This window comes from Amycolatopsis sp. NPDC004368 (assembly GCF_053602515.1).
In genome coordinates this window covers 39,892-61,686 of the sequence record NZ_JBSGDT010000044.1, presented here as the reverse complement: position 1 = coordinate 61,686, position 21,795 = coordinate 39,892, and the positions used below count along the sequence as shown (strand labels likewise).

Below are 21,795 nucleotides of genomic sequence, written 5' to 3'. Positions count from 1 at the left end.
ACGACCCCAAACCCTTCGTCTGGACCAAAACCGCCGACCAGATCCTCGACACCCTCGCCGCATACTGCCAACGAATTAACGACTCAGGACACTAGGCCACCTGCCGCTAGAAGCCGAACACGCCCGCGGTCTGGGCGTCGGCCGCGCACTTGTTCGCGAAGGTGGCGTGGAACGTGACGGGCTTGCCGTGCCACAGGCCGAGCGCGGTGGCGTCGACCGGCGAGTAGATCATCGTGCAGCGCTGCAGGCGCGGCTTGATGTGCGCGATGTCGCCGTCGACGCCGGTGAGGGTCGCGCACGCGGCTTCGGACTTCGGGTGGCTGCCGCCGGCCGGGTCGCAGGTGAGCGAGACGGCGCTCATGCGGCCGGTGGTCTCGTGCAGGCTCAGCTGGAGGGTCGACGCCGGCAGGGAAGGAGCCGCGACGCCGCTGAGCCCAGCACCAGTGAGCCCAGCACCACTGAGCCCGACACTACTGAGCCCGAGAACGGCAGCCGCGATCGGGGCAAAGGAAGAAAACACCATACTTCGGCTATCGGCCAGGTGGAGCTGATCACCCACCTCCACGTTCGGGTGAGGTTTTTTCCATCCCGACGGGTGACGGAACGACGTGCGTGTTGCCCTCATGGCCGGGGGCGTGACCGCCGAAGGCAGCCGCGCTCAGGACGAACTCGGCGCGTTCCTGGCGACGGTGGCCGCGGATGCGAACTCCTTCGACGACAAACTCGCGACGCGCAAGGCACGGCTGGCCGCGCGCGCTGCGTCGAGCAACGCCTGACACACCCCTTTTCTCCCACGCAGCAGAACGAGGACCAAATGGACCCCCCCCTCCTCCTCCGCCGACTCCCCGCGAACGCCGACGTGGCCGACGCCCGCGAAGCCGGGACCTATCCGTACTACCCCGTGGTCTCCGGGACCCCCGACGTCGGCGAGGTGTCGATGAACGGGCGGCGCCTGAGCATGCTCGGCAGCAACAACTACCGCAACCTCAGCCACCGCCCGGCGGTGAAAGAAGCCGTTCGCCAAGCCGTGGAAGAGTTCGGCACGGCGACCTCGGGCTCTCGCATGCTCAACGGCAACTTGCGCATCCACGAAGAGCTGGAGAGCGAACTCGCGGAGTTCCTCGGGTTCGAAAGCGCTCTGGTCTTCCCGACCGGCTACATGGCGAACCTCGGCGCGATTTCCGGCATCGCCTTGCGCGGGACGCAGATCCACCTCGACGCGGCGTCGCACGCCTCTCTGATCGACGGCGCTCGGCTGGCCCGCACCACCGGCGCCCGCATGCGCTTCTTCGAGCACAACGCACCGCACGTGCTGGCGGCCCGGCTGGCAGCGGGCGGCGACGAGCCGGCGCTGGTGGTGACCGAAGGGTGTTCTCCATGGAGGGCGACATCGCCCCGCTTCCCGAGCTCGTCGACGTGTGTGACGAGTTCGGCGCGACGCTGCTGGTGGACGACGCGCACGGCGTCGGCGTGCTGGGCGGGGGCCGAGGTGCGGTGCTGTCCGACGCGGCGGCCATCGACTACCTGCGGCACGTGGCCAGACCCGTGATCTACTCCGCCGGGCTGGATCCCGCCAGCACGGCGGCCGCCCGGGCCGCGCTCGGGATCATCCGCGCCACCGCCGACGCGGAGCCGGTGGTGACCAAGACCGCGGCGGTGCTGCGCAGGCGCATGCGGGCCGCGGGCCACCTGGTGCCGGTCGACTCGACGCCGATCATCCCGGTCCGGTTTCCCGATCTGCAGTCCGTGCTGCGGGCGCACCGGGCCCTGCCGGCCCAGGGGATTTACGTCAACATGGTGTTGCCGCCCGCGTCCGAGCACCACCAGCTGAGGATTTCGGTGACCGACGGCGTCGGCGACGAAGTGATCGAGCGGGTGCTCGTCGCGCTTTCGTCCGTCGAGGGAGCGTCGGTGTCCGGCTGATCACCCAGGCGGGTTTTCGTCCCCCGGCAGGGTTGCGTCGGTGGTGAGGTCGTGGGCGAGAAGGGCGACGTAGAGCGACAACATCGACTCCGGGTCTTCCAGCCGCACGCCGAGAACCTGCTCGATGCGGGCGAGCTGCTGGTAGTACGCCGTGCGTGAGGTGTGGGCCGCGACCGCGGCCGCCGACTTGTTGCCGCCGTGGGCGCAGTAGTGCCGCAGGGCCTGCACCAGCCGGCTGCCCGAGGCGGCGTCGCGCTGAATGAGCGGTCCCAGCTCGCGCGCGGCGAACGACGTCACGCGTTCGTCGTCGGCCAGCAGGTGCAGCAGGCCGCGCAGGCGGACGTCGCGCAGCCGGTGCACGGGCCGTTCGACGTCCTCGCTCAGCGCCGCCGCGGCCACCTGCGTCGCCTCGACCAGCGTCCGCCGTGCCTCGCCGGGCCCGGTCACGGTGGTGCCGACCGCGAGCACCGCGGGTGCGCTCGCACGGGCCTCGTGGATGTCGGTCGCGAGCCGGTGCAGCACGTTGTCCGTGTGCGCTTCCGGGGACAGCGCGAGCAGGGCCCGCACGCAGGTTTCGTCCGTCGACACGAGCGCCGACACCTTCGCCCGCCGCGTGGCCAGCGCCGTCGCCTCCGCCAGCTCGCGCAGCAGCACCGGCGTCGACAGCGACTGCCGCGCGGACGCCGTGATGCGCGGACGCACCGCCAGCCCGATCAACCGCCTTCCGACCAGCGGCACGGCCAGCGCCGAAGCCCGCGCGAGCAGTTCCGCCGAGGGTGCCGGCGAAGCCAGCAGCTCCGTGACCACCGCCCGGTGCGCCAGCCGTTCGAGCGTGTCGGTGTCGCGAGCCACGAGCCGGTGGACGGCCAGCGCCGACGCCGCGCGCTCGGCCACCACCCGGTGCCGGTGCGGCGGCGGCTCCGCGCACACGACCACGAGCCGGCCCCAGTCGTGGCCGCGCGCGCCGACCACGGTGACGAGCCAGCCCGCCCCCGCGTGGTAGCCCGTGCGCTCGCCGAGCTGCACGACCCGCGAGCGCGCCGGCCAGCCCGTGAGCAGCTCGGCGGGGTCGGTGCCGGCCGCGTCGTAGGCGAGCACCTCGTGTGCCAGCGTCTCCAGCACCACGGGCTGCTCGGTCAGCCGCGTCACCTCGCCGAGCACCACCCCGGGCTCCGCGCCCGCGACGGTGAGGGCGGTGAACGTCTCGTGCACCCGCTCGGCGGCGCGCAGCTCGGCGACCTGGGCGTCGACGATCAGCCCGTTCACGGCTTCGGTCACCGCGACGTAGCGGGTCTCGCGGGAGAGCGTGATCAACGGCAGGCCGCGCTGTTCGGCGGCCTCGACCAGGGCGTTCGGCAGGCGATCGCTCCAGTGCCGCACCAGCTCCACCACCACGCCGGCCACGCCCACCTCGGCGAGGTCGCCGACGTAGCGGGCGAGCGACGGGCCGTCATCGGGTAGCGCGACGCCCGTGGTGAGCACCAGCTCGCCGCCACGCAGCAGGTGGGCGATGTCGGCGACCTCGGCCACGTGCGCCCAGCGCACCGGCCGGTCGAGTCCCGTGCTGCCCGCCACGACGTGCGGCCGGCCCTGGCGCAGAGCCGGCAACGCGAGTACCTCGGACACCGTCGGGTACATCGATTTCGCCCCTCTTCCGCACACCCGGCAGGCACAGACTGTACGGCCGCGCGCGGGACTCCGTACACGTTGCCGATGGCGTCCGCGTGGCGCGCGAGCCGAGACTCGATGGCGAGCCGTGACCCCGAACGCGAGGAGCCCCCCGCCGTGACCGACCGCATCAGCCACTGGATCGACGGCAAGCCGTTCACCGGCGCCGCCGAGCGCACCGGCGACGTGTACGACCCCGCGACCGGCCAGGTGCGGGCGAAGGTGGACTTCGCGGGCCAGGCCGAGGTCGACCAGGCGGTGGCCGCCGCCTCGGCCGCGCTGCCGGGGTGGCGCGGCACGTCGCTGGCCGGGCGCACGCGGGTGCTGTTCGCGTTCCGCGAGCTGCTGGCGGCACGCAAGCACGAGCTGGCGAAGATCATCACGAGCGAGCACGGCAAGGTCGAGTCCGACGCGGCCGGGGAGATTGCCCGGGCCGTCGAGAACGTCGAGTACGCGTGCGGCGCCGCGCAGCTGCTCAAGGGCGGGTTCAGCGAGAACGCCTCCACCGGCGTGGACGTGTACTCGATCCTGCAGCCGCTCGGGGTCGTCGGGGTGATCTCGCCGTTCAACTTCCCCGCGATGGTGCCGCTGTGGTTCGTGCCCAACGCGCTGGCCTGCGGCAACACCGTGGTGCTCAAGCCGAGCGAAAAGGACCCGTCGGCGGCGCTGTTCATCGCCGAGCTGCTGGCGGAGGCCGGCTTGCCCGCGGGCGCGTTCAACGTGCTGCACGGTGACAAGGCCGCCGTGGACGGCCTCCTGGAACACCCTGAGGTCAAGGCGATCTCCTTCGTCGGGTCCACCCCGATCGCGCGCTACGTCTACGAGACGGGCACCCGCCACGGCAAGCGCGTGCAGGCGCTGGGCGGCGCGAAGAACCACATGGTCGTGCTGCCCGATGCCGACCTCGACCTCGCCGCCGACGCCGCCGTGTCGGCCGGGTTCGGGTCGGCGGGGGAGCGGTGCATGGCGGTGTCGGTGGTGGTAGCCGTCGACCCGGTCGGCGACGAGCTCGTCGCCAAGATCACCGAGCGGATGGCGCGCCTGCGGGTGGGCGACGGCCGTGAGCCGGAGTCGGAGATGGGCCCGCTGGTGACGAAGGCGCACCACGAGCGCGTGACGTCCTATGTGGACGCCGGTGTGGCCGAAGGCGCCTCGCTCGTGATGGACGGCCGCGGTATCGAGGTCCCCGGCGACGGGTTCTGGCTCGGCCCGACGCTGTTCGACCACGTGGCCCCCGGGATGTCGGTCTACACCGACGAGATCTTCGGCCCCGTGCTGTCGGTGGCGCGCGCGGCGAGCTTCGAGGAGGCACTCGGGCTGGTCAACGCGAGCCCGTACGGCAACGGCACGGCCATCTTCACCGGCGACGGCGCGGCCGCGCGGCGCTACCAGAACGAGGTCGAGGTGGGCATGGTCGGCGTGAACGTGCCGATCCCGGTGCCGGTCGGGTACTACTCGTTCGGCGGCTGGAAGGACTCGCTCTTCGGCGACACCCACGCCTACGGGCCCGAGGGGTTCCACTTTTTCACCCGCACGAAGGTGGTCACCTCGCGGTGGCCGGACACCTCGCACGCGGGCGTGAACCTCGGGTTCCCGAAGAACACCTGATCTTCCTGGCCCGGGGAAGCTTCGCGGGGTGCTTCACCCGGGCCAGGTCGCGGGGGCGGCTGGCTGGGACGCGCGGGCGGGCGTAGAAGTGGGCTGTACGGTCAGCTCGCTTCGAAGGAGAACGCTCCATGTCAGCACAGCCCGCGAAGTCGTCCGGCACGTTCGCGATCGGCGGCGACCTGCCCGTCGTGCGGCTCGGGTTCGGCGCGATGCAGCTGCCCGGCCCCGGCGTGTGGGGCGAGTCGCGTGACCCCCAGGGGGCCGTGCGTGTGCTGCGCAGGGCCATCGAGCTGGGGGTCAACCTCATCGACACCGCCGACGCGTACGGGCCGTTCGTGGCCGACCTGCTCATCCGCGAGGCGCTGCACCCCTACGCCGACGACCTGGTGATCGCCACGAAGGCCGGCTTCACGCGGCAGGGGCCGAACCAGTGGATCCCCGTCGGTCGGCCCGAGTACCTGCGCCAGCAGGTGGAGCTGAGCCTTCGCCACCTCGGGCTCGAGCGCATCGACCTGCTGCAGCTGCACCGCATCGACCCGAAGGTGCCCGTCGCGGACCAGGTCGGGGAGCTCGCGGCACTGCAGCAGGAGGGGAAGATCCGGCACATCGGCCTGTCGGAGGTCTCGGTCGACGAGCTCGTCGAGGCCCAGAAGACGGCCACGATCGTCTCGGTGCAGAACCGCTTCAACCTCGCGGACCGCCACGCCGAACCGCTGCTGGACCACGTGACGGCCGAGGGCATCGCGTTCATCCCGTGGTTCCCGCTCGCCACGGGTTCGCTGGCCGGGCCGGACAGCCCGCTCTCGCAGGTGTCGAAGGAGCACGGTGCGTCACCTTCGCAGCTGGCGCTGGCGTGGCTGCTCAAGCGTTCGCCGGTGATGCTGCCGATCCCGGGCACGTCCAGCGTCGCGCACCTGGAGGACAACGTGGCTTCGGCGGAGATCTCGTTGACGGAGGAGGAGTTCGCGGCGCTGAGCGCTGCTGCGGCCGGCTGAGGATTTCGGGGGCGCGGTGACATGCCGCCGCGCCCCTTGTTCACGCCGGGATCACGTTGACGATCACTTTGCCGTTGGGCGTGAGCACGATGGTGTTGTCGTGTTCGGGCTGGAACTTCCTGTACCAGCCGCCGTAGAGGTGCATGGTCCGGCCGTCGAAGGTGATGCTGTGGATCGGGTTGCCGCCGCGGCTCTTGGAGGCGTGCAGCAGGATCGGGTAGGGCTTGACCGGCACTTTCCCGTATCCGACGTCGTGGGTGAAGCCGGTGAACGTGGTGACGGTTCCCTTGGCGAGCAAGAGCAATCTGCTGACGCAGAACGCACCGAACGCGAGGATGACGATGATCGCGACGCCGCCATAGACATAACCGGAGGGGCCGCCCGGCACGCGGAGCAATTCGATGACCGCGAAGACCAGACAGACGAGGGCGAGCAGGAAAGGCCCGCCCAGCACCTTCCACCGCTGCGACGGGTGCAACCGTCCGCTCCGGTTGACGCGCGCGACTTCCTCCGCATCGACGTTCTTGGCGCTCACTCCGGCTTTTCCTCACCGCTGCCTTGGGCCTTTTCACCCTCGGACTCGCTCTTGTGCTCCTTCTCGTACGCCTCGGCGGTTTCCGAGTAGCGGTCGGTTTGCTCGTTCGCCTGGCGGCGCGACTCGGTGACCAGTCCCACGCCATCCGCCGCGCTGAACTTCGGAACATTGCCGTCCGCGCTCGATTTGCCCCATTCCTTGGGGCTGAACATGCTCCGGCCGTCTTCCGAGTAGTCCTCGCCCCAGTCCTTGATCCGATCACTCTTGGGGATCTTGTTCGCCAACCCGTCTTTCCAGCCCTCGGCGCGTTCGGCGGTCGTCGCGGCGTGGCCGGCGTCCTTCAGCTCGCCGCCCTTCTTCTCGAGGCTCACCGCGGCGTCAAGGCTCTTGTCGGACACCTTGCCTGCGGCCTTGCCGAGCTTCTCGAGTGCCTTCGAAGCTTCTTCGATGGCGCCCTTCGCCTTGCCGGCGCTCTGGGCGAGTTTGTCCAGCTTCTCGACGACCTGAGCGATCCGGGTGCTGATCTTCTCCGCGAGAATCCCTCCCTCGACCACGGTGTCGGCGATGAAGGCCGCGATCGTGCCGCCGAACGTGCACCAGGAGGCTGCGAGCGCGGCGATCGCCTTGACTATCAAGTCGCCCACGAAGGACGAGATCATGTCGCGGATCAAGCCGCGCTCGGTGCCGACCAGAGCGCCGGCGATGTTCATCGCCGTGGACGCGCCCTGGGCCTGGCCCGCGGCACCGCGCAGCGTGGCGACGTAGCCCTTGGCCATGTTCTGGTAGGCCTGGCCCCCGGAGCTGTTGAATTCGGGAGCCACCTTGGCTGCGGCCCGCTCGTACTGACCGGCGCTGGTGGTGAGCTGCTTCGAGATGTTCGTCCAGGTCACCGACTTGGCCGTGATCTCTTCGGGGTTGCCCGCGAGTTTGTCGAGCCCGTCTTTCAGGAAGCTGATGTGCTCGATCAGCCAGCCGACGCCGGCACTCGCGAGCGAACCCAGTGGGTCCATCGCGACACCGAGCAGGTCCAGCGCGTCGGTGGCGACGTCCATGCCCAGGTTGAGCCAGTCTCCGTTGCGAGCATCGGTGATGGTCGAGGCGGCGTCGCTCAGGATGCCGGCGCCCGCACCCTGGGCATTGAGGTTGTCCCACTCGTTGCTCGACGTGCCCATCTGCGTCACGAGCCCACTCGACGGCTCCGTGGTCGCGACCAGCGGGTTTTCCTGGGTCTCCGTCATTGCGGGAGCTCCTTGCCGAACGAGTTGACCTTGTCCTTCGTGCCTTGCTCGTTCGTGTCGTAGTGGTCGTGGGCCTGCTGGAGCTTGTCGGCGATGGTGTCGGCGCACGACGCGACCTGGCCGATGAACTCCGTCGCGGACGACAGGTACAACTGCAACGGGAGGGCGAACGCCTGCCCCACGATGCCGAACGCCCAGTCGTTGAGGGCCTGCCCGGACGAGGTGGCCTCGGCGGCTGTCTTCACACCCGCCCCGATGTCCTGCACCTCACCCTTGTGCGTCTGCAACGCCGTGAGGTTCACCTGCTGCGTACCGGCCATCAGAAGCCCCTCCCCAGGATCGAGCCGCCGTTGTAGTAGTCGTCGTCATCGGAGCCGTCGGCGGGCGGGCGCGTCGGGCGCGAAGGACGCACGGGCGGAGCCGGAGGGGCCGGGGGTGCCGGCGGGCGCGGAGGAGGCGGCGTCCCACCGTCGTCCTCACGATTGAAGAATTGTCGGGTTTCCGCGGGAGCCGGCGGCGTTTCCTCGGGCACTTCCGGCGTCGGAATCTGCTCGTCGAGGAATTTCATCGCGTCGCTGTTTTCGCCGATGAGCGGGGCCATGATGGCGTGCAGCTGCTGGGCCGCCTGGGCCTGGGCGCGGTGGGCGGTGGCGACGACGGCCGCGGCCAGCGCGCTGCGGCTGATCTCGTCGGCGCGGGGGCCGAAGCTGAGCTGCTGCAACGCTCCGCTCGTGTTCACGGTCACGGTGACGGCGCCGTCGGTGCTCGTCGCCGTGGCGGCGACGCGCTTGAGGCGCTCCTGGGCCTCCGCGGCTCGCTGTCCGATTTCGGCGATTTCGGGTGCGCGCCCGTTATTGTCCACAACTACCCTCGGCTCTCGGGGATCCACCACGTTCTTCTGAGGCAGCAAACCGGTTGCCGGTTCCCCTAGCAAGCGAAGATTTCAATTGTCCGGTTTATCGGCATTAAGGGTCTTTTGCCATTCTTTTACCTGCGACCCGCGGCGGCTCCCGGGTGATCCCGGGCGCCGGGACACGCCGGGTTGAGCGCCGGGCACTCAGGCTTCCGTAAACTCGTTGTGAGTAGCGGGTCGAAAGCAGGGAGGTGCCGGTGGCGAACACGGACGAGCGTCGCTTCGAGGTGCTGCGCGCGATCGTGGCCGACTACGTCTCGAACCAGGAGCCGGTGGGGTCCAAGACCATCGTCGAGCGGCACAACCTGGGCGTGTCGAGCGCGACCGTGCGCAACGACATGGCCGCGCTCGAGGAAGAGGGCTACATCACCCAGCCGCACACCAGTGCGGGGCGGATCCCCACGGACAAGGGCTACCGGCTGTTCGTGGACAAGCTCTCGGAGATCAAACCGCTCTCGGCGGCCGAGCGGCGGGCGATCACGACGTTCCTCGACTCGGGCACCGACCTCGACGACGTGCTGCGCCGGTCGGTGCGGCTGCTCGCGCAGCTCACCCGACAGGTCGCGGTGGTGCAGTACCCGATGCTCACCAACGCCGCGGTGCGCCACCTGGAAGTGGTGCCGCTCACGCCGGCGCGGCTGATGCTCGTGCTGATCACCGACTCGGGCCGCGTGGACCAGCGCACGGTCGACCTCGGCGACGTGCTCACCGAGGAGAGCGTGCTGCGGCTGCGGACCGTGCTCAACGGCGCGCTGGCCGGGCGCCGGCTCGCCGAAGCCGCGGCCCGCGTGGCCGAGCTGCCGGAGGTGGCGCCGGGCGAGCTGCGCGACAGCCTCACCCGCATCTGTACGGTGCTGATCGAGTCGCTGGTCGAGCACCCGGAGGAACGCCTGGTGCTGGGCGGCACGGCGAACCTGACCCGCAACGTCGCGGACTTCCCGGGCTCGCTGCGGCAGGTCCTCGAAGCGCTCGAGGAGCAGGTGGTCGTGCTGAAGCTGCTGGCCGCGGCCCGCAACCCCGGTGCGGTCACGGTCCTCATCGGCGAGGAAAATGAAGACGAGCAGATGCGCAGCACCTCGGTCGTGTCGATCGGCTACGGCCGGGACGACATGCTGCTGGGAGGCATGGGCATCGTCGGACCCACCCGGATGGACTACCCGGGCACCATCGCGGCCGTCCGCGCGGTGGCCAACTACGTGGGGCAGATCCTGTCCGGCCGCTGACGGTCGGGGCAGAGCAGAAGGAGAAGGCAGAAAACGTGGCGAGGGACTACTACGGGATCCTCGGGGTGGCCAAGAACGCGTCGGATCAGGAGATCAAGCGCGCGTACCGCAAGCTGGCCCGTGAGCTGCACCCCGACGTGAACCCGTCGGAGGACGCGCAGCACAAGTTCGGCGAGGTGACCACCGCCTACGAGGTGCTCTCCGACCCGCAGAAGCGCAAGATCGTCGACCTCGGCGGCGACCCGATGGACTCGGGCGCCCGCGGCGGCGGGGGCGGCGACCCGTTCGCCGGCTTCGGCGGGCTGGGCGACATCATGGACGCCTTCTTCGGCGCCGCCGGTGGTGGTGGCGGCGGCCGGGGCCGCGGGCCGCGCAGCCGCGTTCAGCCGGGCTCCGACGCGCTGATCCGCCTCGCGCTCACGCTCGAGGAGTGCGCCACGGGTGCCGACCGCGAGATCACCGTCGACACGGCCGTGGTCTGCGACCTGTGCCGCGGCGCCGGTACCGCGGAGGGCACGACCACCAAGACCTGCGACACCTGCGGTGGCGCCGGCGAGGTGCAGTCGGTGCAGCGCTCGTTCCTCGGCCAGGTCGTCACGGCCCGCCCCTGCCCGGTCTGCCGCGGTTTCGGCGAGGTCATCCCCGACCCGTGCCGCCAGTGCGGTGGCGACGGGCGCATCCGCGCGCGCCGCAACGTCACGGCAAAGATCCCACCGGGCGTCGGCGACGGCATGCGCATCCGGCTCTCGAGCCAGGGCGAGGTCGGCCCCGGCGGCGGCCCCGCCGGCGACCTCTACGTGGAGATCGACGAGCTGCCCCACGACGTGTTCGTCCGCGAGGGCAACGAGCTGCACTGCAACTTCCGCATCCCGATGACCACCGCGGCGCTCGGCGCGACCGTGCCGATCACCACCCTCGTCGACGGCGACTACGAGCTCGACGTGGAACCCGGCACGCAGCCCAACACCGAACTCGTGCTCACCGGCAAGGGGATGCCGCGGCTGCGCTCGTCCGGGCGCGTCGACGGCCGCGGCGACCTCCACGTGCACATCGACGTGGTGGTGCCGACCAAGCTCGACGAGGCCCAGCGCGACCTGCTCGTGGAGCTGGCCCAGCAGCGCGGCGAAGAGGTGCCCACCCTGGCGGCCAACGGCAGCAAGCACGGCGGCCTGTTCTCCAAGCTGCGCACGAAGCACCGCTGACCCGTGCCCGACACCACGCTGCCGGTCTTCCTCGCCACCGCCGTACCCGACCGCGGCTCGGCCGTGCTCGACGGCGAGGAAGCCCGGCACGCCGCCACCGTGCGCCGGCTGCGGGTCGGCGAGCAGCTCGTGCTTTCCGACGGTGCCGGCGCCATGGCTCGCTGCGTCGTCGACGCAGTGCAGGCCGGGCGCGACGCGTCGCTCACGCTGAGCGTCGTCGAACGCTGGGACGAGGAGCCGCCGGCGCTGCGCGTGGTCGTCGCGCAGGCCCTGGCCAAGGGCGACCGCGGTGAGCTCGCCGTGGAGCTCGCCACCGAGGCCGGCGCCGATGCGATCGTGCCCTGGCGCGCGGCGCGCAGCGTCGCGAAGTGGGACGACGGCGGACGCGGCGACAAGGCACTCGGGCGCTGGCGCGCCACCGTCCGGGCCGCGGCCAAACAGGCCCGCCGCGCGCACGTGCCCGACGTCACCGAACCCGTCGGCACCCGAGAGCTCGCCCAGCTGGCCGCCACGATGTCGCGCACGCTCGTGCTGGAGTCCGGGGTGACCAGCCGGCTCACCGACGTCGGACTTCCCGACACCGGCGACATCCTCCTCGTCGTCGGCCCCGAAGGCGGCATCACCGACGAAGAACTGAGCACCCTCGAAGCCGCTGGCGCCACCACCGTCCGCCTCGGACCGACTGTGCTGCGCACCTCCACGGCGGCCGCCGTTGCACTGGGCGCACTGGGTGTCCTGACGGGACGGTGGAGGTAGCCGGCGAGGGCACGAATGCGGCCCCTTTTTGCGGCGAGTCATGGCGCGATCACACTCCGAGCAGCTACGCTCGTCACGAACGCGCAACACCAGGACGTTGAGCACAAAGACGTTTGAGCGCGCCACTGGGTGGGTAACCCTGATGCGCGCTACCCGAAAGAACCCCGCCGGGCACCTCCCCCCTCGGTCCGGCGGAGCCGCGGAGGCGCGGTGGGCCGACCCCCAGGGTCCACCGCCCCCCGCGGCGTCTCTTCGCCGTCGGCTGTCGTCGTAGATCCTTCGGATCTCCTTCGCCGTCCGAAGAGACGCGTGTTGCCCGGGGGCCGAGCCCCCGGAGGCCCCACGGTGCGGTGGGCGCGCGGTGGGGGTGGACATCTTCTCGAGAGCCGCCACGGTGCGGTGGGGCCCCTAAGTGCGGTGGGCGCCCGGGTGAAGCCCACGGTGTGGTGGGCGCCCTAGGTGCGGGTGGGCGTCCGGGTGGTGGCGATCTCCGGTGGTGCGTCGTTGTTTGTAGGGTGTGGCGCATGAGTGATGCGGAGACGTTGTTCGAGCGGATCATCGCGGGGGAGATTCCGGCGGACGTCGTGTACGAGGACGACCGGACGTTCGCGTTCCGGGACATCAATCCGCAGGCCCGGGTGCACGTGCTGGTGGTGCCGAAGAAGCGCTACCGCAACGTGGGCGAGCTGGCCGCGGCGGACCCCGAGCTGCTGAGCGCGGTGGTGCTCAGCGCGCGAAAGGTGGCGGAGCTCGAAGGCATCACCGAGTCCGGGTACCGCGTGGTGTTCAACACCGACGGCGACGCGGGGCAGACGGTGTTCCACGTCCACGCCCACGTGCTGGGCGGCGAGCAGCTCGGGCTGTTCGGGCGCCACGCCTGAAACCGACCTGCGTCGGGGACCGGCGAACCAGTAGCATCGACAGCAGTCAGAAGTACGTAGGCGAAGCAGCAGAAAGCAGGCCAGAGGCCACGTGGCCGGAACCGCACAGGGTGGAGCCGCCCGTCCCGACGCCGCCGGCAAGGCAGCGCAGTCGAAGAACGAGGACGCGGCCCCCGTGGCCCAGTCCCGCTTCCCCATCCCCGAAGCCGCCGTGCTGAGCCTGCTCGGCTCGCGTGACGAAAACCTCCGCGTGGCCGAGGAGCTCCTCGCCGCCGACGTGCACGTGCGCGGCAACGAAGTGACCCTCACCGGCGCGCCCGCCGACGTGGCGTTCGCCGAACGCGTCTTCACCGACCTGGTGCAGCTCGCCACCGGCGGTCAGCAGGTCGGCCCCGACACCGTGCGCCGCACCATCGGCATGCTGTCCTCGGGCGACGCGTCGCCGGCGGAGGTCCTGAGCCTCAACATCGTCTCCCGCCGCGGCAAGACGATCCGGCCCAAGACGCTCAACCAGAAGCGCTACGTCGACGCCATCGACAAGCACACCATCGTCTTCGGCATCGGCCCCGCCGGTACCGGCAAGACGTACCTCGCCATGGCGAAGGCCGTGCAGGCGCTGCAGGCCAAGCAGGTCACCCGGATCGTGCTCACGCGCCCGGCCGTCGAGGCGGGCGAGCGGCTCGGCTACCTGCCGGGCACGCTCAACGAGAAGATCGACCCGTACCTGCGCCCCCTCTACGACGCGCTGCACGACATGGTCGAACCCGACTCGATCCCGCGCCTCATGCAGGCCGGCACGATCGAGATCGCGCCGCTGGCCTACATGCGCGGGCGCACGCTCAACGACGCCTTCATCATCCTGGACGAGGCCCAGAACACCACGCCCGAGCAGATGAAGATGTTCCTCACCCGCCTCGGCTTCCAGTCGAAGATCGTGGTCACCGGCGACATCACGCAGGTCGACCTGCCCAACGGCCAGAAGAGCGGCCTGCGGGTGGTCCGTGACATCCTCGACGGGGTCAACGACCTGCACTTCGCCGAGCTGACCAGCCAGGACGTGGTGCGGCACCGCCTCGTCGGCGACATCGTCGACGCGTACGAGAAGTGGCAGGCGGTGCAGGACGCGCAGGAACAACAGCAGGGCGGCTGGAAGGGCAACCGCCGATGAGCATCGAGATCGCCAACGAGTCGGGCGTCGACGTCGACGAGGCGTCGATCGTGTCGGCCGCGCGGTACGCGCTGGACAAGATGGAGGTCAGCCCGCTCGCCGAGCTGTCCATCCTCTGCGTCACGCTCGAAGTGATGGAAGACCTGCACGAACGCTGGATGGACCTGCCCGGGCCCACCGACGTGATGGCCTTCCCGATGGACGAGCTCGACTCGTCGCGCCGCCCCGACGCGCCCGACGCGTCGCCGGCGCTGCTCGGTGACATCGTGCTGTGCCCGGCGTTCGCCAAGGACCAGGCGAAGACCGCGGGCCACGCGCTGATCGACGAGCTGCACCTGCTCACCGTCCACGGCGTGCTGCACCTGCTCGGCTACGACCACGCCGAGCCGGCCGAAGAGCGCGAGATGTTCGGTCTGCAGAAGCGCATCCTCACCGAGTTCCAGTCGGCCGTGGCCGAGCTGAACCGCAAGAACGCGCAGCGCAACGCCGACGACCGCGTGCTCGGCATCGCGGGCCTGGACACGCCGGTCAAGCCGGTGACCTCGACCGCGCCGAACCCGGTCGAGGAAACCCCCTAGGCAGCGATCATGGGCAGTCCCACGGCACAGCTCGTCGTCGCGGTGGCGCTCGTGCTGCTGGCCGGGGTGTTCGCGGCCGCCGACGCGGCCGTCAGCACCGTTTCGCAGGCCCGCACCGAAGGGCTCGTGCGCATCGGCCGGGCCGGTGCGCGCCAGCTCGCCGCCGTCGTCGCCGAACGTCGCCGCCACATCAACCTGCTCCTGCTGCTGCGCCTCGGCTGCGAGCTCACGGCCACGGTGCTGGTCACCGTCTCGTTCCTCGCCTGGTTCGGCAAGCTGTGGCTCGCCGTGCTCACCTCCGCTGTGGTGATGGTGGTGGTGAGCTACGTGCTCATCGGCGTTGGTCCGCGCACCATCGGCCGCCAGCACCCGTACCGCGTCGGCATGATCGTCGCCGGGCCCGTGCGCGTGCTCGGGTCGATCCTCGGCCCGCTGTCGCGGCTGCTGATCGTGATCGGTAACGCGATCACCCCCGGCCAGGGCTTCCGCGAGGGCCCGTTCACCTCGGAGGTCGAGCTGCGGGAGCTCGTCGACCTCGCGCAGGAACGCGGCGTGGTCGAGGACTCCGAGCGCGAGATGATCCACTCGGTGTTCGAGCTGGGCGACACGGTGGCGCGCGAGGTGATGGTGCCGCGCACGGAGATCGTGTGGATCGAGCGCACCAAGACCGTGCGCCAGGCGCTCGCGCTGGCACTGCGCACCGGGTTCACCCGCGTGCCGGTGATCGACGAGTCCGTGGACGACATCGTCGGCGTGGTCAACATCAAGGACCTCATGCCGGCGTACATGGACCCGGACGGGCCGAGCACGGTCGTGGACCAGGTGATGAACCCGGCGAGCTTCGTGCCCGACTCGAAGCGGCTCGACGACCTGCTCAAGGAAATGCAGCTCACCCACAACCACATGGCGATCGCGGTCGACGAGTACGGCGGCACCGCGGGCCTGCTGACCATCGAGGACGTGCTGGAGGAGATCGTCGGCGAGATCACCGACGAGTCCGACACCGACGAGCGCCCCGACGTCGAGGAGCTCGAAGGCGGCGCGGTGCGCGTGTCGTCGCGGCTGAGCGTCGACGACCTCGGCGAGCTGTTCGGGCTCGACCTCGACGACCACGACGTGGAGACCGTGGGCGGCCTGCTCGCCCAACGACTGGGTAGGGTCCCTCTTCCGGGGGCCGAAGCCGAGGTCGCCGGCCTTCGGCTGTTCGCCGAGGGGGGCAAGGACCGCCGTGGCCGCATGCGGATCACGTCGGTCGTCGTCCACCCGGCCGATGCCGACGCCGTGACCGAGTCCGGCACGCGCCGGCGCACGCGGGTGCCCCAGCCCGAAGAACGCGACAGGAGAGTCGAACATGCCTGACCTCGAGGCCGAGGACCAGAAGCTCGTCACGCTGGCCCGGTCGGCACGCGCCCGCGTCGGCGCCGAGGAGGGCGCGGCCGTGCGCGACACCGACGGCCGGACGTATGCCGCGGTGACCGTGGACCAGCCGTCGTTCAAGCTCACGGCCGTGCAGGCCGCCGTGGCCGCCGCGCTCGCGAGCGGCGCCGAAGGGCTCGAGGCCGCCGTGGTGGTGAGTGCCGACGCGCTGATCAAGGAGGCCTCGGTGCACGCCGTGCGGGACATCGCGAAGACCGCGCCGATCGTCCTGGCCGATCCGAAGGGTGAAGTCGTCGAGGTGCTGCGCTGATGGCCGACGCGCACCGCTCCGGCTTCGCCTGCTTCGTCGGCCGGCCCAACGCCGGCAAGTCGACGCTGACCAACGCGCTCGTGGGCTCGAAGGTCGCCATCACCTCCAGCAAGCCGCAGACGACCCGGCACGCCATCCGCGGCATCGTGCACCGCGAGGACGCGCAGCTGGTCATCATCGACACACCCGGCCTGCACCGCCCGCGCACGCTGCTCGGGCAGCGGCTCAACGACGTGGTGCACGAGACGTGGTCCGAAGTGGACGTGGTCGGGTTCTGCGTGCCGGCCAACGAGAAGATCGGCCCCGGCGACAAGTTCATCGCCGCGGAGCTCACGAAGATCGCGCGCCGCACCCCGGTGATCGGCGTGGTCACCAAGACCGACCTGGTGAAGCCCGAGCAGGTGGCCGAGCAGCTGCTGGCCCTGCAGGGCGTGATGGAGTTCGCCGACCTCGTGCCGGTGTCCGCTGTGGACGGTTTCCAGGTGCAGACCGTGGCCGACCTGCTCGTGGCGCGGCTGCCGGAGGGCCCGCAGCTCTACCCGGGCGGTGAGCTCACCGACGAACCCGAGATGACGCTCGTGGCCGAGCTGATCCGCGAGGCCGCGCTGGAGGGCGTGCGCGACGAGCTGCCGCACTCCATCGCGGTGACCGTGGAGGAGATGCTGCCGCGCGAAGGCCGCGACGACCTCGTGGACGTCCACGCGTTCCTCTACGTCGAGCGTCCCAGCCAGAAGGGCATCATCCTCGGGCACAAGGGCGAGCGGCTGCGGGAGGTCGGCGCCACGGCGCGCAGGCAGATCGAGGGTCTGCTGGGCTCGAAGGTCTACCTCGACCTGCACATCAAGGTCGCCAAGGACTGGCAGCGCGACCCGAAGCAGCTGCGCCGCCTCGGCTTTTGACCGGCGGCCGTCCAGCGACCGCCGTTGCGACGACGCCGGGCGGTGCCGGCCCGGGTGCGCAGACCGCGGGGCTTGCTCGCCCGCGCGCCGGTCGTGCTGTCGCTCCTGGCCCCGACGACCCACCGCGGTCCGGGGTTCCCGGCCGCCGGGACGCTGGTCCGCTCGCGGCGGTAGCGTCGACACCGAGCGACGCGACCCCAGGGAGACACGATGACCGGCCCGTACCCGCCCCCGGGCGGGCAGTACCCGCCGCCGCCGGGCGGCCCGTACTACTACGGCGTCCCGCAGCCGGTGTACCCGCCACCGCCGGACAACCGGCTCGTGTGGGGGATCCTCACCACGATCTTCCGCTGCCTGCCGCTCGGGATCGTCTCGATCGTGAAGGCCGCCGAGGTCGACTCGCTGTGGTACCAGGGCCGCTTCGCCGAGGCGCAGCGCGCCGCGAGCCTGGCGGGCAAGTGGGCGATGTGGTCGGCGCCGGCGATCCCGATCGGGCTCGCGGCGTACTTCCTGGTGGTGTTGTTCGTGCTCCTGATCGCGGGCCCCTCGGCCGGGGTGTGGCCGTCGTGAGCACCGTCTACACAGGACTCCCGGCGCGGGGCCTGCGGGCCACGGCCCGCGCGTTGTCGGGCCCGGCGGCCGCGGTGGGGGCGCTCGGCGTGTGCTGTGCGGCCGTGTGGCTCGGTGATCCGACGACGCCGGGCGGCCCCTTGCCGGTGTGCCCGACCAAGTTCCTGTTCGGCATCGACTGTCCCGGCTGCGGTGGCATGCGGATGGCCTACAGCCTGATGCACGGCGACCTCGCCGGCGCGGTGCACTACAACGCGGTGGCGCTGGTTTTCGTGGTGCTGTTCGCGTGGAGCGGCGTCGCGTGGACGGTCGGGCGGCTGCGCGGGCGGGCGGTGCGGTCGTGGCTGCACTGGCGGCGCACGCCGCTCGTGGTGGCGGTGGTGTTCGCCGTCTGGTTCGTGGTGCGCAACCTGCCCTTCGCGCCGTTCACCGGCTTGTCGGTCTGAGTTTCCCTTTTCCCGGAAGGGTCTTCACGCCCGCTCGGGCGCGGCGCGGGGTGACCCGGTACGCTCCCGCGCACCGGCCTGTCCACGTTGGACTCGGCCGGTTCTCGCGTGTCCGTCGCACGCGGGCCACCACGACGAGGGGGAGCACCCGATGACCGATCCCTACGGGCAGCCGCAGGGACAGCCACCCTTCGGACATACCGGCGGCTTCGGCCAGCAGCCGCCCACGGGCGGGTTCCCCCAGCAGCCCGGCGGTTTCGGCCAGCAGCCCGGGTTCGGCCAGCCGGGGTTCGGCCAGCAGCCACCGGGGTTCGGCGCCCAGCCCGGGTTCGGGCAGCCGGGCTACGGCGCGCCGAACCCGTACGGCCCGCCGGGCGGCGGGAGGTACGCGAACTGGGGCCAGCGCGCACTGGCGTACCTGATCGACATCGGTCCGTACGTCGCCGGCATCATCATCGCCGCGCTGGTCGGGATCGCGTCGTGGACCGTCGCGGGGATCCTCTACGGCCTGGTGATCCTCGGGTTCATCGGCTGGCAGATCTACAACCGCTGGATCACGGCCGGGAACACCGGGCAGTCGCTCGGCAAGCGCGTGGTCGGCATCAAGCTCGTCAACGAGGCCACCGGGCAGCCCATCGGCGCCGGCATGGCGTTCCTGCGCGATCTCGCGCACTTCGTCGACGGCATCACGTGCTCGATCGGCTATCTGTGGCCGCTGTGGGACGAGAAGGCGCAGACGTTCTCGGACAAGATCGTCGGCACGATCGTCGTGCCCGTGGACGCCGCACCCGGCGGACAGCCCGGGCAGCCGGGCTTCGGTCAGCAGCAGCCCTTCGGTGGCGGCTTCCCGCCCGCCGGCCCTCAGCCGAGCGGGTTCGGTCAGCAGCCGGCCGGGTTCGGCGCCCAGCCCGGGTTCGGTCAGCAGGCTCCCGGCGGCTTCGGCCAGCCGGTGCAGCCGATGCAGCCGGGCCAGCCGCACCCGGGCGGTTTCGGCCAGCCGGGCCAGCAGCCCTCGGGTGGCTTCGGCCAGCCGGTGACCCCGGGCAACGGCGGGTTCGGCCGGCCGGCCCCGGCCAACGGTGGCTTCGGCCAGGCAGCCCCGGTCAGCGGCGGTTTCGCCCAGCCGGCCGCCGAATCGCCGGGCGCCACCGCGTTCGAGCAGGCCGAGCCCACACAGATGCTGAAGCCGGGTGCGCCGCAGCCGAGCACGCCCGCCGAACCCGAGGCGACGCAGAAGATCCAGCCGGGCCAGCTCCCGCCGCCGCAGCGCTGACTCGCCGGCAGAGTGGCGGCCACCACCGCTCGAACCAGGGTGTCTCCGCCCCGGCACCGCCCGAAGGTGGGACGATGTCGGGGTGGTGAACCTCTACCGCGACACCGGAGTGGTGCTGCGCACGCACAAGCTAGGTGAGGCCGACCGGATCGTCACCCTGCTGACCCGCCGCCACGGCAAGGTCCGTGCCGTGGCCAAGGGCGTGCGCCGCACCTCGTCGCGGTTCGGGGCGCGGCTGGAGCCGTTCGGCCACGTCGACGTGCAGTTCTACACCGGCCGCACGCTCGACGTGATCACCCAGGTGGAGACCGTGGACGCGTTCGCGCTGCCGCTGGTCGCCGACTACCAGCGCTACACCGCGGCCAGCGCCATCGCCGAGACGGCCGACCGGCTCTCGGCCGAAGAGGGCGAGCCGGTGCTGAAGCTGTACCTGCTGGTCGTGGGCGCGTTGCGGGCGCTCGCGGCGGGTGAGCGGGACGCGTCGCTGGTCCTCGACGCCTTTTTCCTGCGGGCCATGGCCTACGCCGGCTGGGCGCCCGCCATCACCGAGTGCGCTCGCTGCGGCCTGCCCGGCCCGCACGCCGCGTTCAACGTCGCCGCCGGCGGGTCGATGTGCCCGGACTGCCGCATCGCGGGGTCCGTGCACCCCGCGCCGGAGGTGCTCACCCTGCTCGAGGCCCTGCTGCACGGCGAATGGCCGGTGGCGGAGGCCTCGCACGGAGTGACCCGGCGGGACGCGTCGGGCCTGGTCGCGGCCCACCTGCAGTGGCACCTCGAACGCCAGCTGCGCTCGCTGCCGCTGGTCGAGCGGCGTGCCCGGGAGGTCGCCGCGCCGGGCAAGTAGGGTCTTGCGCGTACGAGATTTTCACTCTTCCAGGAGGCGTGAAGTGCTGCGCAGGGGACGCGAGGTCCGGGCGTCGGGGTACGAGCTGCGGGCACCGGATCCGCACCCGTCGGGAGCCAAGCCGCCGGAGATCCCGAAGGAACTGGTGCCGAAGCACGTGGCGCTGGTCATGGACGGCAACGGCCGCTGGGCCAACCAGCGCGGCCTGCCGCGCATCGAGGGCCACAAGCGCGGCGAGGCCGTGATGATCGACGTCGCGAGCGGCGCCGTCGAGCTGGGCGTGAAATGGCTTTCGGTCTACGCGTTCTCCACCGAGAACTGGAAGCGCAGCCCCGAAGAGGTGCGCTTCCTCATGGGCTTCAACCGCGACACCATCCGGCGCCAGGTCGACTACCTGGGCTCGATCGGCGTGCGCATCCGCTGGGCCGGGCGCCGGCCGAAGCTGTGGGCCAGCGTGATCAAGGAACTGCAGGTCGCGGAAGAGAAGACCAAGAACAACACCGCGCTGAACATGACGATGTGCGTCAACTACGGCGGGCGTGCGGAGCTGGGTGACGCGATGCGCCGGATCGCCCAGGACGTGGTCGAGGGCAAGCTCAAGGCCGACAAGATCGACGAGCGCACGATCGCGAAGTACCTGTACCAGCCGGAAATGCCCGACGTCGATCTGTTCCTGCGGCCCTCGGGCGAGCAGCGGACGTCGAACTTCATGTTGTGGCAGTCGGCGTACGCGGAGATGGTCTTCCAGGACACGCTCTTCCCCGACTTCGACCGCACGCACCTGTGGAACGCGTGCCTCGAGTTCGCCAAGCGCGACCGCCGCTTCGGCGGCGCGATCGACCAGGCCGAGGCCGACCGCGGGGCGGGGGAGGCTTCGTGAGCGGCTCGGAGGCCGCCGAGACGGCCGCGCTGCTCGGGCTCGCGCGCGAGGCCCTCGAGCGCTACCTCGACGTGAACGTGGACGACGACGGCGCCATCACCTTCCGCCACGCCGAGGTCCCGTGCGTCATCCAGGCCACGCGGCTGGCCGACGGGCTCACGGTTCTGAGCCTCACCTGCGTGGTCGCGTGGGACCTGCCGGACAACCCGGCGATCGCGGTCGCCGTGGCCGAACGCGCGGGGCAGGGGTTGTTCGGCACGCTCGGCGTCGGGCACACCGACAGCGGGGTCGACGTGACGCTTCGTTATGCGTTCCCGGCCGAAGGCATGGACCCGACGGCGCTGGGCACGCTGCTGATGCTCGTCGTCTCGACCGCGTCGCAGCTGCGCACGGAGCTGCCAGGCCTCGGCTGACGCCCGGTTCGCCCGGTTCCCGGCGGGGCGAACGGCGGATTCGGGCCGAAACCGGTCCGAGCGGTCCGCTCGTGCCGTGTCCGGGTGTGATCAGG

General features: G+C 71.0%; 24 protein-coding genes and 1 pseudogene. 19 read left to right on the top strand and 6 right to left on the bottom strand.

Annotated elements, in window-relative coordinates; all coding sequences use genetic code 11:
- Positions 1-106: 106 nt before the first annotated feature.
- Positions 107-361: an SSI family serine proteinase inhibitor gene (locus ACWEOE_RS37270; protein ID WP_452017716.1), complete on the bottom strand. Its 255-nt coding sequence runs from the start codon at positions 359-361 to the stop codon at positions 107-109.
- Positions 362-608: 247 nt separating this feature from the next.
- On the opposite strand from ACWEOE_RS37270, the gene ACWEOE_RS37265 reads away from it, so the two are divergent.
- Complete coding sequence (locus tag ACWEOE_RS37265; RefSeq protein WP_452017714.1) at positions 609-776, top strand: hypothetical protein; 168 nt, start codon at positions 609-611, stop codon at positions 774-776.
- Between the two features lie 38 nt (positions 777-814).
- Positions 815-1,923 (top strand): annotated as a pseudogene (locus tag ACWEOE_RS37260) (aminotransferase class I/II-fold pyridoxal phosphate-dependent enzyme).
- On the opposite strand, the gene ACWEOE_RS37255 reads toward ACWEOE_RS37260, so the two are convergent.
- Positions 1,924-3,561: a PucR family transcriptional regulator gene (locus ACWEOE_RS37255; RefSeq protein ID WP_452017712.1), complete on the bottom strand. Its 1,638-nt coding sequence runs from the start codon at positions 3,559-3,561 to the stop codon at positions 1,924-1,926.
- A gap of 147 nt (positions 3,562-3,708) precedes the next feature.
- Here ACWEOE_RS37255 and ACWEOE_RS37250 point away from each other — a divergent pair, with 147 nt between their 5' ends.
- The gene (locus tag ACWEOE_RS37250) at positions 3,709-5,199 is read left to right on the top strand and encodes a CoA-acylating methylmalonate-semialdehyde dehydrogenase (protein ID WP_452017710.1); all 1,491 of its coding nucleotides are present in this window, start codon (positions 3,709-3,711) and stop codon (positions 5,197-5,199) included.
- A 128-nt stretch (positions 5,200-5,327) separates the two neighbouring features.
- On the top strand, positions 5,328-6,194 hold the full coding sequence (locus ACWEOE_RS37245; protein WP_452017708.1) for an aldo/keto reductase: 867 nt from the start codon (positions 5,328-5,330) through the stop codon (positions 6,192-6,194).
- Between the two features lie 40 nt (positions 6,195-6,234).
- On the opposite strand, the gene ACWEOE_RS37240 is transcribed toward ACWEOE_RS37245, so the two are convergent.
- The 4 genes from ACWEOE_RS37240 to ACWEOE_RS37225 are packed head-to-tail and all read right to left on the bottom strand — an operon-like array spanning position 6,235 to position 8,829.
- Positions 6,235-6,729, bottom strand: a complete 495-nt coding sequence (locus ACWEOE_RS37240) for a hypothetical protein (protein ID WP_452017706.1) — start codon at positions 6,727-6,729, stop codon at positions 6,235-6,237.
- A complete protein-coding gene (locus ACWEOE_RS37235; RefSeq protein WP_452017704.1) occupies positions 6,726-7,967 on the bottom strand; it encodes a hypothetical protein in 1,242 nt (413 codons plus the stop codon). The genes ACWEOE_RS37240 and ACWEOE_RS37235 overlap by 4 nt, the downstream gene beginning before the upstream one ends.
- On the bottom strand, positions 7,964-8,287 hold the full coding sequence (locus ACWEOE_RS37230; RefSeq protein ID WP_452017702.1) for a type VII secretion target: 324 nt from the start codon (positions 8,285-8,287) through the stop codon (positions 7,964-7,966). The genes ACWEOE_RS37235 and ACWEOE_RS37230 overlap by 4 nt, the downstream gene beginning before the upstream one ends.
- Positions 8,287-8,829 (bottom strand): YbaB/EbfC family nucleoid-associated protein, encoded by a 543-nt coding sequence (locus ACWEOE_RS37225; protein ID WP_452017700.1) that lies wholly within the window; start codon positions 8,827-8,829, stop codon positions 8,287-8,289. Before ACWEOE_RS37225 ends, ACWEOE_RS37230 begins: the two co-directional genes overlap by 1 nt.
- Positions 8,830-9,077: 248 nt before the next feature.
- Here ACWEOE_RS37225 and hrcA point away from each other — a divergent pair, with 248 nt between their 5' ends.
- The 15 genes from hrcA (at position 9,078) to ACWEOE_RS37150 (ending at position 21,700) form a co-directional block, all read left to right on the top strand.
- Positions 9,078-10,103 (top strand): heat-inducible transcriptional repressor HrcA, encoded by a 1,026-nt coding sequence (hrcA, locus tag ACWEOE_RS37220; RefSeq protein WP_452017698.1) that lies wholly within the window; start codon positions 9,078-9,080, stop codon positions 10,101-10,103.
- A gap of 35 nt (positions 10,104-10,138) precedes the next feature.
- A complete protein-coding gene (gene dnaJ / locus ACWEOE_RS37215) occupies positions 10,139-11,305 on the top strand; it encodes a molecular chaperone DnaJ (RefSeq protein WP_452017696.1) in 1,167 nt (388 codons plus the stop codon).
- Between the two features lie 3 nt (positions 11,306-11,308).
- Complete coding sequence (locus ACWEOE_RS37210) at positions 11,309-12,061, top strand: 16S rRNA (uracil(1498)-N(3))-methyltransferase (RefSeq protein ID WP_452017694.1); 753 nt, start codon at positions 11,309-11,311, stop codon at positions 12,059-12,061.
- Between the two features lie 524 nt (positions 12,062-12,585).
- Positions 12,586-12,942: a histidine triad nucleotide-binding protein gene (locus ACWEOE_RS37205; RefSeq protein WP_452017692.1), complete on the top strand. Its 357-nt coding sequence runs from the start codon at positions 12,586-12,588 to the stop codon at positions 12,940-12,942.
- 91 nt (positions 12,943-13,033) lie between these two features.
- The gene (locus ACWEOE_RS37200) at positions 13,034-14,110 is read left to right on the top strand and encodes a PhoH family protein (protein ID WP_452017690.1); all 1,077 of its coding nucleotides are present in this window, start codon (positions 13,034-13,036) and stop codon (positions 14,108-14,110) included.
- Positions 14,107-14,688: an rRNA maturation RNase YbeY gene (ybeY, locus tag ACWEOE_RS37195; RefSeq protein ID WP_452017688.1), complete on the top strand. Its 582-nt coding sequence runs from the start codon at positions 14,107-14,109 to the stop codon at positions 14,686-14,688. Before ACWEOE_RS37200 ends, ybeY begins: the two co-directional genes overlap by 4 nt.
- A gap of 9 nt (positions 14,689-14,697) precedes the next feature.
- The gene (locus ACWEOE_RS37190) at positions 14,698-16,047 is read left to right on the top strand and encodes a CNNM domain-containing protein (RefSeq protein WP_452017686.1); all 1,350 of its coding nucleotides are present in this window, start codon (positions 14,698-14,700) and stop codon (positions 16,045-16,047) included.
- Positions 16,040-16,375 (top strand): cytidine deaminase, encoded by a 336-nt coding sequence (locus tag ACWEOE_RS37185; protein ID WP_452017684.1) that lies wholly within the window; start codon positions 16,040-16,042, stop codon positions 16,373-16,375. The genes ACWEOE_RS37190 and ACWEOE_RS37185 overlap by 8 nt, the downstream gene beginning before the upstream one ends.
- On the top strand, positions 16,375-17,274 hold the full coding sequence (gene era / locus ACWEOE_RS37180) for a GTPase Era (RefSeq protein ID WP_452017682.1): 900 nt from the start codon (positions 16,375-16,377) through the stop codon (positions 17,272-17,274). The genes ACWEOE_RS37185 and era overlap by 1 nt, the downstream gene beginning before the upstream one ends.
- Positions 17,275-17,484: 210 nt before the next feature.
- Complete coding sequence (locus ACWEOE_RS37175; protein ID WP_452017680.1) at positions 17,485-17,844, top strand: CD225/dispanin family protein; 360 nt, start codon at positions 17,485-17,487, stop codon at positions 17,842-17,844.
- A complete protein-coding gene (locus ACWEOE_RS37170) occupies positions 17,841-18,290 on the top strand; it encodes a DUF2752 domain-containing protein (RefSeq protein ID WP_452017678.1) in 450 nt (149 codons plus the stop codon). The genes ACWEOE_RS37175 and ACWEOE_RS37170 overlap by 4 nt, the downstream gene beginning before the upstream one ends.
- 151 nt (positions 18,291-18,441) lie before the next feature.
- Positions 18,442-19,563, top strand: a complete 1,122-nt coding sequence (locus tag ACWEOE_RS37165) for an RDD family protein (RefSeq protein ID WP_452017676.1) — start codon at positions 18,442-18,444, stop codon at positions 19,561-19,563.
- An 82-nt stretch (positions 19,564-19,645) separates the two neighbouring features.
- Entirely contained in the window at positions 19,646-20,407 is a 762-nt protein-coding gene (recO, locus tag ACWEOE_RS37160) for a DNA repair protein RecO (protein ID WP_452017674.1), read from the top strand.
- A 43-nt stretch (positions 20,408-20,450) separates the two neighbouring features.
- Positions 20,451-21,287: an isoprenyl transferase gene (locus tag ACWEOE_RS37155; protein WP_452017672.1), complete on the top strand. Its 837-nt coding sequence runs from the start codon at positions 20,451-20,453 to the stop codon at positions 21,285-21,287.
- Positions 21,284-21,700: a hypothetical protein gene (locus tag ACWEOE_RS37150; RefSeq protein WP_452017670.1), complete on the top strand. Its 417-nt coding sequence runs from the start codon at positions 21,284-21,286 to the stop codon at positions 21,698-21,700. The genes ACWEOE_RS37155 and ACWEOE_RS37150 overlap by 4 nt, the downstream gene beginning before the upstream one ends.
- The last annotated feature ends 95 nt before the right edge of the window (positions 21,701-21,795 follow it).